General features: G+C 67.7%; 16 protein-coding genes and 3 pseudogenes. 6 read left to right on the top strand and 13 right to left on the bottom strand.

The features are described 5' to 3' along the window. Positions 1–130 precede the first annotated feature (130 nt). From ABD374_RS34265 to ABD374_RS34250, 4 genes and pseudogenes are all read right to left on the bottom strand, one after another. Positions 131–872 (bottom strand): annotated as a pseudogene (locus ABD374_RS34265) (IS701 family transposase); the annotation flags it as partial. A gap of 312 nt (positions 873–1,184) precedes the next feature. Beyond that, positions 1,185–1,751, bottom strand: a complete 567-nt coding sequence (locus ABD374_RS34260; protein ID WP_425577430.1) for a VanZ family protein — start codon at positions 1,749–1,751, stop codon at positions 1,185–1,187. An 836-nt stretch (positions 1,752–2,587) separates the two neighbouring features. Further along, positions 2,588–3,373 carry a YihY/virulence factor BrkB family protein gene (locus ABD374_RS34255; RefSeq protein ID WP_344501009.1) on the bottom strand — a complete coding sequence of 262 codons (786 nt, stop codon included), beginning with the start codon at positions 3,371–3,373 and terminating at the stop codon, positions 2,588–2,590. A 240-nt stretch (positions 3,374–3,613) separates the two neighbouring features. Continuing rightward, complete coding sequence (locus tag ABD374_RS34250) at positions 3,614–3,859, bottom strand: hypothetical protein (protein WP_344501007.1); 246 nt, start codon at positions 3,857–3,859, stop codon at positions 3,614–3,616. A gap of 67 nt (positions 3,860–3,926) precedes the next feature. Between ABD374_RS34250 and ABD374_RS34245 the strand changes: the two genes are divergently transcribed. The 3 genes from ABD374_RS34245 to ABD374_RS34235 all read left to right on the top strand — a co-directional run bounded on the left by ABD374_RS34245 (position 3,927) and on the right by ABD374_RS34235 (position 5,889). Further along, positions 3,927–4,268, top strand: coding sequence for a hypothetical protein (locus ABD374_RS34245; protein WP_344501005.1), 342 nt, complete (start codon positions 3,927–3,929; stop codon positions 4,266–4,268). 212 nt (positions 4,269–4,480) lie between these two features. Beyond that, positions 4,481–5,128, top strand: a complete 648-nt coding sequence (locus tag ABD374_RS34240; protein WP_344501003.1) for an RNA polymerase sigma factor — start codon at positions 4,481–4,483, stop codon at positions 5,126–5,128. Further along, positions 5,125–5,889: a hypothetical protein gene (locus ABD374_RS34235; protein WP_344501001.1), complete on the top strand. Its 765-nt coding sequence runs from the start codon at positions 5,125–5,127 to the stop codon at positions 5,887–5,889. The genes ABD374_RS34240 and ABD374_RS34235 overlap by 4 nt, the downstream gene beginning before the upstream one ends. A gap of 180 nt (positions 5,890–6,069) precedes the next feature. Here ABD374_RS34235 and ABD374_RS34230 read toward each other — a convergent pair. The 6 genes and pseudogenes from ABD374_RS34230 to ABD374_RS34880 all read right to left on the bottom strand — a co-directional run. Continuing rightward, positions 6,070–6,357, bottom strand: a pseudogene (locus ABD374_RS34230) (transposase); the annotation flags it as partial. Between the two features lie 215 nt (positions 6,358–6,572). Beyond that, on the bottom strand, positions 6,573–6,749 hold the full coding sequence (locus ABD374_RS34225) for a hypothetical protein (RefSeq protein WP_344500999.1): 177 nt from the start codon (positions 6,747–6,749) through the stop codon (positions 6,573–6,575). Between the two features lie 242 nt (positions 6,750–6,991). Then, complete coding sequence (locus tag ABD374_RS34220; protein ID WP_344500997.1) at positions 6,992–7,270, bottom strand: GlsB/YeaQ/YmgE family stress response membrane protein; 279 nt, start codon at positions 7,268–7,270, stop codon at positions 6,992–6,994. A 224-nt stretch (positions 7,271–7,494) separates the two neighbouring features. Further along, positions 7,495–7,830: a MerR family transcriptional regulator gene (locus ABD374_RS34215; protein ID WP_344500995.1), complete on the bottom strand. Its 336-nt coding sequence runs from the start codon at positions 7,828–7,830 to the stop codon at positions 7,495–7,497. A 1,448-nt stretch (positions 7,831–9,278) separates the two neighbouring features. Then, the gene (locus ABD374_RS34885) at positions 9,279–9,434 is read right to left on the bottom strand and encodes a hypothetical protein (RefSeq protein ID WP_425577431.1); all 156 of its coding nucleotides are present in this window, start codon (positions 9,432–9,434) and stop codon (positions 9,279–9,281) included. Positions 9,435–9,615: 181 nt separating this feature from the next. Next, positions 9,616–9,825, bottom strand: a pseudogene (locus ABD374_RS34880) (transposase); the annotation flags it as partial. 470 nt (positions 9,826–10,295) lie between these two features. On the opposite strand from ABD374_RS34880, the gene ABD374_RS34205 reads away from it, so the two are divergent. Then, positions 10,296–10,697, top strand: a complete 402-nt coding sequence (locus ABD374_RS34205) for a hypothetical protein (RefSeq protein ID WP_344500993.1) — start codon at positions 10,296–10,298, stop codon at positions 10,695–10,697. Between the two features lie 221 nt (positions 10,698–10,918). On the opposite strand, the gene ABD374_RS34200 is transcribed toward ABD374_RS34205, so the two are convergent. Then, on the bottom strand, positions 10,919–11,212 hold the full coding sequence (locus ABD374_RS34200) for a hypothetical protein (RefSeq protein WP_344500991.1): 294 nt from the start codon (positions 11,210–11,212) through the stop codon (positions 10,919–10,921). 27 nt (positions 11,213–11,239) lie between these two features. Here ABD374_RS34200 and ABD374_RS34195 point away from each other — a divergent pair, with 27 nt between their 5' ends. After that, positions 11,240–11,380 (top strand): hypothetical protein, encoded by a 141-nt coding sequence (locus ABD374_RS34195; protein WP_344500989.1) that lies wholly within the window; start codon positions 11,240–11,242, stop codon positions 11,378–11,380. Positions 11,381–11,555: 175 nt separating this feature from the next. On the opposite strand, the gene ABD374_RS34190 is transcribed toward ABD374_RS34195, so the two are convergent. Further along, on the bottom strand, positions 11,556–12,029 hold the full coding sequence (locus ABD374_RS34190; protein ID WP_344500987.1) for a hypothetical protein: 474 nt from the start codon (positions 12,027–12,029) through the stop codon (positions 11,556–11,558). 72 nt (positions 12,030–12,101) lie between these two features. Next, positions 12,102–12,347 carry a hypothetical protein gene (locus tag ABD374_RS34185; RefSeq protein ID WP_344500985.1) on the bottom strand — a complete coding sequence of 82 codons (246 nt, stop codon included), beginning with the start codon at positions 12,345–12,347 and terminating at the stop codon, positions 12,102–12,104. A 303-nt stretch (positions 12,348–12,650) separates the two neighbouring features. On the opposite strand from ABD374_RS34185, the gene ABD374_RS34180 reads away from it, so the two are divergent. Further along, positions 12,651–12,824 (top strand): hypothetical protein, encoded by a 174-nt coding sequence (locus tag ABD374_RS34180; protein WP_344500983.1) that lies wholly within the window; start codon positions 12,651–12,653, stop codon positions 12,822–12,824. Positions 12,825–12,928: the final 104 nt, after the last annotated feature.

Here is a 12,928-nt window from a genome sequence, read left to right as displayed (position 1 = left end):
GTTGCCGCTCCCCGACCGTGCGACAACGCCGCAGGTAATGACAGCGGCGAGCGATTGCTTGGCGTCGCCGGCACCAGTCCGACCAACTCACCGCGTGGTGTCGGCCTCGACGTCCGCGCAGGCGCGGGGGGCCCGGGCCGACAAGTTGCCAGGAGTCGCCGAACCTCCACCACTGTGAGCTCGATGGTCCCGGCTGCCTCACCGGTTGTGCCCCCTTTTCCCGGGCCCGGTACGCGGTGGCTGCCAGGAAGGCGTGCGCGAGCATCGCCAGGGTGATGTGCCGGTACCGTCCCGGGCAACGGCGGACTTCGTACTGATCCAGGCCGCACTCGTTCTTCGCGGCCTGGAAACTCTCCTCGATCGCCCAGCGCGTCCCGGCGATCCGCACCAGCTCCTGGGCGGTGGCCTCCAAGGGGGCGTAGGCGAGGTAGTAGGCGATCTCGTCGGGCTTGCGGATGCTGCGACGGGTCAGCGCCCACCGCATCCGATGAGGGCCCTCGCCCTGGTGGTCGAACTCGGCGACAGCCGGCAGTCGCACCGCCACCCGGTGGCAGACGCGCGGTCCCTTCGCGCCGTTGCCGCATGAGACCTTCTCCCACGCCTCGGCCGGGGCCTGCGCGAACAGCCCCTCGATGCGCGGACACCCCACGGTGGACTGCGACTTGGGCACGGCCGGCACATAGCCGATGCCCGACTGCTCCAGTAGCCGGCGGAAACGGCTCTCCTGTCCGTAGGCGGAATCCGCAGTGACCCAGGCGGACGGGCAGCGGCGAGGCGAGGGCACGCAGCGCCATGCGCCGGGCCAGTTCGCCCTTGGTGGCGAACTTCCGGCCGTCGGGGGCCTTGGCCGCGCGGCAGCACTCGCGGTCCTGGGGCCGGTACGCCTGCGCCCTGCTGATCCCGAGTTCGGCTTGCGCGTGCCCAACCCCACCCGCCGCTATGCCCAAGCGGTATCCACACTCGCGCCCGGCGCGCGTCCCGTACCCGCTGTGTCAGGACCACTGCGGCCCTCGCCGCCCACAGTTGCTCGGTCAGTCGTACCGCATCCGCCCGGCCAACCACCTGCCTGGCCGGATCCTCGCCCGGCTCGCTCCTCGACGCCATGACGCCATGACGCCATGACGCCATGACGCCATGGTGCGCCCGGCGAGGGGCGGCGGAACAGGCGGCGCGGCACGGCGTACCTATGCCGGGTCTTCGGCAGTCACCTGGCGTTTGGTGAACCGGTGCCACCAGTGGTGGCGTCGGGGATGCACTGCGCGACCCAGCCGGCGGCCGATCAGCAGGTAACCAATGAGGGCACCCGAGGTGTTGAGCAGAACATCATCGACGTCGAAGGCGCGCCCGGTAATGAGGGCGCCTTGGACGAGTTCGACGAGGATCATCACGAGGGCGGTGGAGGCCGCTACGCGGACCAGTCCTCGCGTTCGGGGTACCAGTACCGGCAGCAGCACACCGAACGGTATCCCCATCACGATATTGCCGCCGAGCTGCTTGACTGTGTCAGGGGCCATGGGATGTGCCAGATAAGCACGGATGGAGTCACCAGGGCGCAGATTGGTGTGCGTCAACGGCACGGATGCTGCCGAGGATTCCAGAGTCAGCCGGGCCAGAATCACCGCAAATACGACCGTCCCCGCGAAGGCCAGCATCATGGCCAGCACCCGGCCGAGCGTAGACAGGGGAGGTTCTCCGGGAACCCGCTCCCCAGAATTCTTCGCGTTCTTGTTACGCAGGACTATCCGCGCCATTACGAGCTCCCAGCCAGGGGTAGTTTGCTTGGACGTTCCGATACCCGCGTTGTGGAACGGCGCGCTTCGCGGCGGTTCACGCAGGGACCGTACCCTGCCCGCCGGCGTGTCCGTACAGGTCGACCCGCCCAGGAGACGGTGGGCGAGCAGGCGGCGCAACAGCGCGTCGTCGGGTACCTCAGAGACCGTGGCGGAGATTGACCACCTACGGATCAGTTTTGATTGTGTCATGGCCGGGTTCACGGGCGCGACGCCCGGGTGGTTTTGGTCTTTCCTGTTGGCGACCGCAGCCGGTGGCCCAGCCAGTGGAGACGGGATCACGACCGCCTCGTGCACGCGTCAGGATGGCGCAAGGTCGCTGTCGCCTTCGACGAGCCTCGATTGGGCACCGTGTGACGCTGGGGGTCGCGGTCCCAGGGCATCGAGACCGAACTGGTCGGCGAACCCCGGCCCGGGGAAGGACCCGGAGCGCGCGGTGACCCTGGCGGAGCGGCTGGAGGCGCTCGCCCCGTAGAGCCAGCAGCCAAGAACGCTGAGCCCGGCCGGAGAGGCTTCTCCTTCATACCTTCGGCCGACACCCCAGAACAACTACGCCTCAGGCTCCATCCCGATGAGCGGGATATCCGGATCTCGGCCAAGGTCGAGTGGGTGGCCGACGGAGAGTACGGCAGTGTGACACTCGACAACAGCGGCGACCGCGACAGCTGCCACAACGGACCTGGCCACCCCATAGCCTGAAGCGAGCAACACGGTCGGCATTCTCCAGTCGGACCGCCTTGATAACCCTGGGCCGAACCGCACAGCCATCGGATTTCCCTGGGGCGTGCAGGTTCTTGTCAGCGGTGGATCTTGGCTAGTTCGGCGTTGAACTGGGCACCGATGAGCAGGGCGAGGTTGGTCAGCCAGACCCACACCAGGAAGACGACGATTCCGGCGAGGGAGCCGTACAGCCGATTGTAGTTGCCGACCTGCGAGGCATAGAGGGCGAAGCCGGCGGAGGCGGCGAGCCACAGGGTTATGGCCAGAGCGTCTCCCAGAAGTCTTTGCCGCACGCCGCGCGTCTGGGCCGGGCCCGAGCGGAACAACACCAGCACCAGGACGGCGACCAGGCCCAGCAGGAGTGGCCATTTCAGTACGTTCCATGCGGTGCCGGCCATGATGCTGTCCATGCCCACGAGCCGGCCGAGGGCGGGGGCCGCTTCGGCGGTCAGGATGAGCACCAGGGCGCTGGTGACCAGGAGCGCCAGCAATACCAGAGCGGTGATCACCAGTCGTGGTGCGGTCCTCCATGCGGGGCGGAGGTCCTCGACGCCGTGCATCGCGTGCAGGGCCCGGCGGAAGACTCCCAGGTAGCTGGAGGAAGACCACAGAGCTCCGATCGTGCCGAAGACCGCCAGAACCCAGGCAGCTGTGCGCTGGTCGGCCATGCTCCTGAGCGTGCTGTGCATTACCGGGCGTGACTCGGCCGGGACAACAGCGATCACATTGCTGATGAGGTTCTCTGTGGCCGAGGGGCCGACGATCCCGATCAACGAGACCGTGACCAGGAGGGTGGGGAAAAGCGCGAGCACCGCGTAATAGGTGAGCGCGGCGGCGCAGTCCGTCACATTGTCGTTCCACACCGATGCCGGTGTCCGCCGCAGCGCGGTGGCGATGTCATGCCGGCCGGGCAGGCTACGCGCATACGTCGTGGCGGCATGGGGTGTGCGGGAGGCGGTGCTCCGGAGCCGGCCGATGGGATGCAGCCAGCACCGTCCGGCTTCAGCGCAGGTGTCGGCGAGTTGCTCACCGCACTGCCTTCCACTTGTACCCAAGGTCCACCGCTCTTGTGCGTAGATTCTCCGATGCGCCGCTGACCAACGTTACGTGCACTGGGGCACGGCGAGCCGCACCGCGCTCTCGCGCAGGCCTGTCACTGAGGTTTTCAGGGCGGGGTCGGTGGGTGGCCCCAGGGGCAGCCGGAACGCGCAGCCGCCTACCTCGTCGGACGCCTTGAGGCCGAACAGCACACGAAGGCCGACGAATCCGCCCACAACCAGGCGCTGCTCGCCTTCGCCACCGCCCTCTACGACCCCCGCCAAGCCGACGACGAGATCGAGCTGGCCCACCAGCTCCTCCCATGCCTCGACCTGCGCGCGACCACCCTCACCACGCACATCGCCGCCCTGCTCCGCGATGCCGGCAGCCCTGCCGTCGACGACCGCGTCAGCGCCCCGCGGGACCGAACTCGACAGTGCCGGCCTCACCTCCACGGCACCCACCCTCGAGCTGGCCGCTGCTCTCCACCACGCCGTCCTGGGCGACCACGACGCACTCACCGCCGCCATCGCCCGACTGCGCGACCTCACCCAGAGCGGCGACCACAGCTACTACACCGACATCGCCCACTTCATGGCCGGCCTCCCTCTCCCCTCCGGTCACACCCCGCCCCGCTGGCTGGACGGCGAACCGGCCACCCGTGCACGGTGGCATCAGCTGGTCACCGCCCGCCGCGACCTGCTGGGCACCAGGCCATAGGGCACAGTCCGCGCTCAGGGAGCCTGGACAGCACGAAGGCCGCCCAGGATCTCCCGGGCGGGCTCTCGTACAACTACGGCAAGGTGGCGGGGAGCGGCGCCGGCCCCACTCGGAAGCAGGAGTCGACCGGGATGATGAACTGCGGTGGTTCCATCGGGAGGCATGTGGTGCGGATCACTGGGACGCCCGAGGGGTGGCGGACAAGACAAGGTGTGGATTTTTCTTTGCACGCCCGGATCCGGGCGGGAGACCCTGAGGCGTTCAGGGAGCTGTTCCAAGATCATGCGCAGATGGTGTATCGCCATGCGGTGCGGGCGAGCGGTGACTGGGCGGTGGCCCAGGACGTCGTCTCTCTGACGTTTCTGGAGGCGTGGCGGCTTCGTGGCAAGCTGCGGGACGAGGGAGACACCCCGCGGCCCTGGCTGATGGGCATTGCGACGAATGTGCTGCGTAACACGGCACGTGCGGCGCGGCGGCATGATCGCGCGGTGGCACGTATGCCGGCGACGGAGACCGTGCCGGACTTTGCCGACGAGCTGATCGGCCGGATGGCGGATGCTGAGCAGCTTGCCGCGGCACAGGCAGTGCTGGCGCAGCTGCGCCGGGCCGAACGGGAGGTGTTCACGCTGTGCGTGTGGTCCGGCCTCAGCTATGCGGAGGCGGCACAGGCCCTGGGCGTTCCGGTGGGAACGGTCCGTTCCCGGCTTGCCCGTGCGCGGTCGAGACTGCGCAAGCTTGCCGAGCTGGAGCTGAGGAAGAGGCGGGCCGAGCGAGAAAAGTGGGAACCGGCGGCAGGAGGCGGACAAGTACGGGGTGGCCGCACCGAAGCGGCCCGGTCGAACAAGGAGAGGAACCGATGATCTTCAATCCGTGGCGGCGGCAGAAACCGCTGGATCACACGGAGTTGGCCCGGCTGCTGCCGGCGCCCGGCGATCCGGTTCTCTCCAACGACCGCCAACGCCTGCTTGAGGACTTCCTGATGAGCAACGTCACCGAGGACCCCCGTCCCGTCCGCCCGCACCGCGGCCTGGCCGTGCGCCTGGCAGCCCCTGTGGCCCTGGCCGCTTGCCTGGCCGGGATCTCGCTCGCTGTCTACCAGGGCAGCTCGCACACGGCATCCCCGGTCGCGGCCACCGACCGTGCCAGCGCGGGTAGCCTCCCCGAGCGGATCTCCACCGTGGCCTACACCCTGAACCGTGAGCGCCGCGGAACTGTCACGGTGACCATTCGCGAAGCCGGTGCGCAGCCCGACCTGCCCCAGCTCCAGCGCGATCTGGAGCGCATGGGGGTGCCGGCCCGCGTCTACCAGGACGACCCCACCTGCCCGCTGGACAAGGGCGAGGATCCCGAACTCGGCAACACCACTCTCAAAGCCATCGGCTTCCAGCACCGCAACGGCGCCATCACCGCCTCCATCCACCCTAGCCAGATCCCGGCAGGCACTCACCTGGAGATCCTCTTCCCCCGTCCGGCCGAGGGCACCGCCTATGCCGACACTTTCGCGTTCGGCCTGCGCCAGGGCCAGGCACCCGACTGCCGACACTCATTTGTGTCCGCCGAGGAGCTCCCAGCCCCCACGGCCGCCTTCGAGGGGGAGATGGTTCCCGCACCCCGCAACTGACCCCTGTCACCCGCGGTGCCGGACAGGCGTTCACAGCGCACCGGCGGCGGAGCCGAACACGCGCGACAGGACCCGGTGCCTGGATGGTCCCTGAGTCGCGGCGCCTCCCTCTTTCCCTGAGTACCGGCTGCTCGGTCGGCCGAGCGCGTTTTCTCGGACACTGATTCCTCATGCCGATCGTCAAGCCGCCTGGGCAGTGGGAGGCACGGCCTCGTAGGGCCGTCCGTCGCGTAGGAGGGCCCAGAGGATGTTGACGCGACGGCGGGCCAGGGCCAGGACGGCCTGGATGTGGTGCTTGCCTTCGGCGCGCTTGCGTTCGTAAAACCGGCGGGAGTCCTCGCAGTGACGGATGCTGAACAACGCGGAGATGGAGAAGACGCGTTGGAGCCGGCGGTTGTAACGGCGTGGGCGGCGGAGGTTGCCGCTGATCTTGCCGGAGTCGCGGGGAACGGGTGCAACGCCGCCGAAGCGGCCCCTGTGCTCGTCGATGAACGCTACGAGCGTGTATGTGGCCGGTCGAGCTCGGCCGCGGAGAAACTCGCTGCGGACTTCAGGGGCTCGTTCGCCCTCTTCAGTTCGGCGTTCTCCTTCTTCAGCCGCTTCAGCTCGGCCGACTCCTCCGTCGTCGCCCCCGGGCGATTCCCCGCGTCGATCTCGTCCTGACCGACCCCTCCCCCAAGCTCTCAACTACGTTCGAGCAGGGGAGTCCCCATGCGCAGCGTCTCGGTCGTACCGCTACCGGGCTTCACAGCGACCACTTTCATCACGGCCCACTCGGTGTCATAGTCAGGCCGCACCTCGGTGACCATCCGCACCGCACGACGGCGCAGCTCCAGCAGGTACTGGGAAGAACGTGCCATGACTCGATCCTCTCAAACGATCGAATCTCCACCGAAACCGGAACGGTTCACCCCATGTCCGCGGGTCAGGCAGAAGGACGGCGACTGGGCCTGCTCGTCTCCAGCCGGCACCGCTGCCGTCGCCGCAACTTGACGCGGCCGTTCCTTCACCTGGTGTCCGGCGCCGGCCTGAGGGTCACAGCAGCGGAACGGCTCCGCCCTCGGCAGAGGGGGAGCCGTTTTCCGTCCGGGGTGAGGCTGCGTCAGGCGTGGCTGTGGTGGCGCTTGTTGCCGGTGACCAGTCGGTAGACGGCGAGGAGGATGACGGAGCCGATGATGGCGGCGATCCAGGTGGAGAGGTCGAAGAAGCCATCGATGGAGTCGACGCCGAAGATGACCTTGCCGAGGAAGCCGCCGAGCAGACCGCCGGCGACGCCGATGAGCATGGTGATGATGACGCCGCCCGGGTCCTTGCCCGGCATCAGTGCCTTGGCGATGAAGCCCGCGAGCAGACCTATGAGGATCCAAGCCAGAATGCCCATGATGTGTCTCCTACCTCGGTGAATAAAGTCGGTGTTAACGATCGTCTGCACCGTGTGGAGGTTTTCAAACACCGATCTTTTCTGGACCAGCCGGTGACGGCCGAGGAGAAGGTGCGGGCGGCCCGGGACCTGACCCCCCGGTGCCCGGAACGATTTGCGTCCCGGGCAGACGGTGCGGGCGTCAGCCGAGAAGCACTGGGACAGGTTTGCGGGTCTCAGGCCTATCAGACCGCGGCCGTTGGGCTCGGCACTTCGGCGGTGCGGCGGTGTTCGGCGTCGATGCGCCGGGCTTCTTCGAGCTGGTCCTTGAGGACGGTGATGCGGCACGCGGCCTCGATGGGGATGCCCTGATCGACGGGCTCCCGGGCCCGGGCGGCGATACGGAACTGGTAGCGGGAGTAGCGGTGGTGACCCCCCTCTGAGCGCAGAGGGGTGATGAGGCGGGCCCCGGCGATGGCGCGGAGGAAGACCTGGGTGGTGCCGAGCATGTCGGCGGCACGGCCCGTGGTGCAGGCGGGGTAGTCGTCGTCGAGACGGCCGGAGGAGTCGCCTGCGGTCATCACACCTCTCGGTGGGACGCATGGAGGGGCCCTGGCGCCATTGGCACCAGGGCCCCGAAGGAACTGCTACACCATCTGCCGGTTCTGGTACTGCGCCGGCCTTCTGTGTCCGCCCGCCCGACCGAGTTGCTGTCGGGGGTGCGGGGATCGCGGTTGCTTGACCGGAGACCACCTCACTATCGATGTCCTGCGGTACCCGGGCCCAAGACTTCCGCCCGGGCGATCCTGATGGCGCCTCGTTCCTCCGTTTCTTCCCTCTGGGATCAACTGCTTACCAAGCGGGTACTGCGTACTGCTGGTGATTCGACCTGCTCGGTGGCCTGTCAAAGCGCCACTCTTCGGCAGTCAGCCCCGTCGCCCCTCCTGCGTCTGCTCTGGCTTAGAACCCCACTGCCGAACCTCCCGGAGCGCGCGCCCGCAGCCGACGCCTTCACCGAGGTACTGCGCACCAACTTCACTGCTGGGTACTGCGAACTGCACTTGCGGGTACTGCCACTGCGGTCCTGCTCACGGCCGCCCCTGATCACTGCGGGCCACCCGGTCCGGTCGTCAGTCCCGTCGCCGTCCTGCAACAACCCTGGCTTCGAAACTCCACCACCGCACCGCCCTGCGAACTACAACTGCGGTAATGCTTCCCGGCAGTTCGTCTCTGCCAGGCCCTGCGGTCTCTCTGCGTTACGAGAGAAACCATAACCACACCACCACTCAATGTCTACTCCGGTCGTCACAGATTTCCGCGTGTCCGGCGGCGAGGTAATCGGCCCCGGCAGCGACAGAGAGCCCAGGTGCCCACCGAAGGGCCCGGCCGTCGCGACCACTCACCATCGGTGAGCAGGTGAAGGTGGTCTATCAGCTCGAAGGTGGTCCATCAGCTCGTTCGCCGGGCTGAGAACGTCATAGACACCTGATCCGGTCGCGGCAAATACCGAGCCGACACGCAGATAGCTCACAAGGTCCGCTTCGTGCGGAACCCCCTTGCTGCGCACACAGGCGTGCAAGGACGGCCCGTCCGGGCTGCCGTGCTCCAGCTCCCGGAACGCACCCAGGAAGCGATCGCGGGACGGGGAGGGTTCCTGGTGACCGATCTAGGTCACAAGCACTCCTGCGATTGGGCCAGGGACGTGGCGTGGGCATCTTCTGGGGGAAGGTCGGCGTACCCATGAGGACGGCCTGCCGCTGCGATTCCAACCACGAGCGTGCGGGTCGTTGAAAAGTTGCGGGACGCGCTGGGGGCGAGACTCCCAAGACGTGCGCGATGTCCCTGCCGGACAGGCCGCGGTCCTTGAGCGCTGCCGCTGTGCGCCACAACTTGGCTGCGGCCGCCACCTGTGCTTTGTGCACATCGACGGTGGCCTGCGTCGATGCCCTGAGGTGTTGGTTGAACTCGTCGCCAAGGTCAACTCCGAGTACGGCCGAGCGTTCGGCACCAGGCACTTCGGCCGCTTCCATCAGGATGCGCCCGCGTTCAACCGCACCTTCCAGGCGGCCTCGGCGCCGGCGAGCCGCTTGCAGTAGCTCCATCGGTTCACGTCCAGGATCTGGCAGAGCCGCTTCACCTCGTAGGCGTCCCGGTGGTCGCGGGCGAACTGGAAGCGGATCCTCACCAGTTCGTTTCCCCGGCGAAATACTTGGCCGCCCTGCGGAGGATGTCCCGCTCGGTGGCGAGCTTGCGCTCACTGGCCTCGAGCTCGGCCACCCGTGCCTCCAGCTTCCAGACCCGCTCGTCCGGATACCGGACGGCACCGCCGCCCGGTATCCGGCGGCCGGCTTCGCACCCGCGGCGGTGACGCCACGGCGTTCACGGTCCCGCAGCACCCACTCACGCAGGGTCGCCCGGTTGGCGCCCAGGTCAGCCGCGATGCTCTTGTACGTCGCCCCGGGTGTGGACGCATACAGGGCCACGGCATCGGCCTTGAACTCGTCCGAGTAGTCCTTCGTCGTCGGCGGTCTTCTCGCTTTCTCAGGATCAAGCAGATCCAGTATCAGCGTGTCCACCACTCAGGAGGAGGCCCCGCGTCATTCGCAGTCCCTCATGGGCAGCCGAGTCGTCGTGGGGCGTCGGGCGGCCAATCGATGGAAGACACAAGCGGCACAAGGTTGAAAACCACACCCGACGCCTCTGGGTGGGCCAACCGTACGAAAGGCTCGCCCGGTCCCGCAGAAGAACGTAGGGGAGGTTGAGCACAGAACGGCACGAGACGGGACGAGGTGGGGCGGGGCGGGACCGTGTGACGTCCTCTCCCACCCTGGGTGCTGTCGCGCGCTTGCCAGCGCCGCCCCGTCACGGGCGCAACCGCGATTTGTTCAGGGGGATGGATCAGGTTACTGAACAACCAGGCGGGTGCTGGAATCGGTGCAGCGGGGCACCGGCCGGCCGACTCGGATCCGAGCGCACAGAATGCCTGGGCTCCGGTGGCGCAGGAACTCCCCGCCGTACCGTTTCCGACCGACCGAAGGGCGATGACGTGAACCGTACCCACCGACTGACAGCAGTCACTCTGGTGACCACCGCCGGTATGCGCCGGCGGGCCGTAACGACTGCCGTGACGCTGACCGTGGCGGGCACCCTCGGGTTCGGCGTGATGACGCCGGTGGCGTCTGCCGCCAACGGGCCCTGCTATGACGGGCGGTGCAAGACCACCGTGTCGGCGCCCAAGACCATCAAGGTCGACAGCCGCAAGTTCGGGTTCGGGAAGTTGAAAATCACGAGCATCAGCTCCCGATCCGTGAAGATGTCGGCCGCCGACGGGCGCCTCAGCGGCAGCACCAGCCCGGGCGGTACCGTCAAGTTCAACAACCTGAAGATCTGGGTGAAGTCGGTCTCCGGCAACAAGGCCAAACTCCAACTGTTCCCCACGCGGTACTGAACCTGTCGTTGAACCCCGGCGCGTTTGTCTCACGCCGGGGTTCGCCATTCCCCGGATGGCAGGTGCGGCCGTCCTCGCGCTTCGAGATATCGAGCAACGGAGCGCGAGGAAACGGCCGCTGTGACGAGTCTTCCGCGCAGAACCTTGACCTGGACAGCCGGGACTGTAAATCGTTCGGGCCTTCCAAGATCTTCGTAGGCGTTGATCGGTGCCGCTGTCGGTCAGTTGAGCAGTATGAGCCGGCGCAGGAGGGGGTGACCGACGCGGCCGTACCGTTGGTGCTCGAGGAGTTCGATCTTGCAGTTGACACCCTCGGTGCGGTCGTTGTGGTGGGGCAGGGTGAGGGCGGCGTCGACGGCGGTGCGGTCGCGCTCGAGGCCGGTGGCGAAGGAGTGCAGGAAGGGCAGGTCGGCAGCACGGGCCCGGGTGATCCGGGTGGTCAGCTGCTCGGTGTTACCCGCGGCAGGGACGAGGAGGCCGGCGAAGGTGCGGATCTGGCCGGTCAGTGCGGTCATCTCGGGGCAGGCTCCGGCGAGCCGGACGTGGTGGCCAAACTGGAGGAATTCACCGGCCTGGACCACGAGCGGGCCGAGGCGTGGTTCCCGTCACACGACCATGCCCGCCAGTGGCGGCAGATCGTGGACCGTCTGCGTCGTGCGGTGCCCGGGCCCGGATCGGCATAGATGAGCCCCCCTGTCCGTGACAACGGTTGTCCCAGCCCGCCGCCTGGTGACCGCGCCGACTCGCACGCGCAAAGCAACAACCACCATGTCCTCGACCACCGCAGGGGTGCGGTACGGAAGTTGCGAGACATGACGTACTGGCACTCCGCGAGTGGATTCTCCCGGCGCGATCTCGCTATCGCTGTATCTGGCCGTGTGCCGCCGCGGCAACTGCTGCCGCCGCGCCTACGGTGTCGTGCCAGGTGGTTTGCAGGACCGGGTTCCAGGCGAACCAGTTCAGGTTCCCGGCGTTCAGTTCCCACGGCGACTCCAGCAGCAGTTTCCGGGTTCCCTCAAGGTCCGCGGTGACGGGAGCGGGAGCGGGACCGATACGGGTCATCAAGTCGCCCCATTCGTGAAGAAACTCCTCGTCCTCGCCGCGCAGCCGGCGCATCGCCGCTTCCACGCAGGCAGGCCATTTCGGCATACCGCAATGGCCGTCGCAGGTCCCGATCCGGGGAGCGCCGGCGAAGACGAGGAAGTCGTCCGGCGGCAGTCTTTTCTCGAAGTGCCTGAACATGTCGATACGCTGTTTCACCTGCTTCTTGATCTCTCCGAGGAATTCCCGGCCGGAGTCCGTCAGGGTCTCCTCGCATCCCGGCCAGACCATGTCCCGGTCCAGGACCAGGTCCTCCAGCGCATGGAGGCGGAACCGGTCGTCGGAGCCCAGGACGTCGAATGCCTACCGGGTGAGCCAGGTGTTGTGGGCGAACATCGTCCCGTCGTGCAATGCCTCGCGCCGGCTGGTCGGAGGGGAGGCGTGCGCATCCTCAATCGGGCCGTTGTGCCACACGGACAGGACGAGCCCGTGGGCCGCTGCCCACCGCAGCCCGTCCTCCGTTGCGAAAACGCCCAGCTCCTCAAGACGCTGACGTGCCCAGCCCAGAGTCTCCTGGAGGTCCTCCTTCATCGGCTGCCTCTCCCCCATGGTTACCCGCTCCCCCTTCGTCCTTCGTCTTCGCTGTTCGTGTCATCCGCGCGATGCGGTGCCCGCAGGAAGAACCGGGTCGTACGCGGCCTCGCCGGCACGACCCGGTGCCGTCTGCGCCAGCCGTGGCGTCCGCCGGGCCCCCAGCGGCGGGACTGGAACCGGCTGAACACCGAGCAGCGGGGCTGGGCGTGAAAGGCCGTACGGGCGCGTAAGGCCCCGGCGAAAGCGGCTTCGTCCGTCCCCCGGCCGGGCAAGGGCGGTGAGGCGTTCCGGACGGGCCTTGCGGCCCTCGCGCAGTGCGTGGCGCGGGAGGGCCGCCTGCCGGGGCGCGCCGTCGTCCAGGTCCTCCCCGATGGGACCGAGCATCGCACCGGAATCTGGATCGGGAACATCGAGGCCCGCCGCGACCGGCTCGGCACCTCCCAGCTCACCGCGCTCGCCGATCTCGGTATGGACTGGGCACGGGTGGCCTAAGCTTGACGTTTATCCAGCTCTGCTGCTTGTGAGGGTTGCCGTGAGGTCCGGTTGGCCCTGTTTTCCGACGGTGCGTTCGCGTGCACGGTGCTTGTTCTTCATGC

It is taken from the genome of Streptomyces enissocaesilis (assembly GCF_039533765.1).
Classification (GTDB): domain Bacteria; phylum Actinomycetota; class Actinomycetes; order Streptomycetales; family Streptomycetaceae; genus Streptomyces; species Streptomyces enissocaesilis.
This window is presented reverse-complemented; position numbering and strand designations above follow the sequence as displayed.

Bases quoted from the DNA above. Each gene is read 5' to 3' on its own strand.
- ABD374_RS34260 (WP_425577430.1), bottom strand. From the start codon at position 1,751: ATGGCGCGGATAGTCCTGCGTAACAAGAACGCGAAGAATTCTGGGGAG.
- ABD374_RS34245 (WP_344501005.1), top strand. From the start codon at position 3,927: ATGCCGGCAGCCCTGCCGTCGACGACCGCGTCAGCGCCCCGCGGGACC.
- ABD374_RS34235 (WP_344501001.1), top strand. From the start codon at position 5,125: ATGATCTTCAATCCGTGGCGGCGGCAGAAACCGCTGGATCACACGGAG.
- ABD374_RS34225 (WP_344500999.1), bottom strand. From the start codon at position 6,749: ATGGCACGTTCTTCCCAGTACCTGCTGGAGCTGCGCCGTCGTGCGGTG.
- ABD374_RS34220 (WP_344500997.1), bottom strand. From the start codon at position 7,270: ATGGGCATTCTGGCTTGGATCCTCATAGGTCTGCTCGCGGGCTTCATC.
- ABD374_RS34215 (WP_344500995.1), bottom strand. From the start codon at position 7,830: ATGACCGCAGGCGACTCCTCCGGCCGTCTCGACGACGACTACCCCGCC.
- ABD374_RS34200 (WP_344500991.1), bottom strand. From the start codon at position 11,212: ATGACCGCACTGACCGGCCAGATCCGCACCTTCGCCGGCCTCCTCGTC.
- ABD374_RS34190 (WP_344500987.1), bottom strand. From the start codon at position 12,029: ATGGTCTGGCCGGGATGCGAGGAGACCCTGACGGACTCCGGCCGGGAA.
- ABD374_RS34185 (WP_344500985.1), bottom strand. From the start codon at position 12,347: ATGGGGGAGAGGCAGCCGATGAAGGAGGACCTCCAGGAGACTCTGGGC.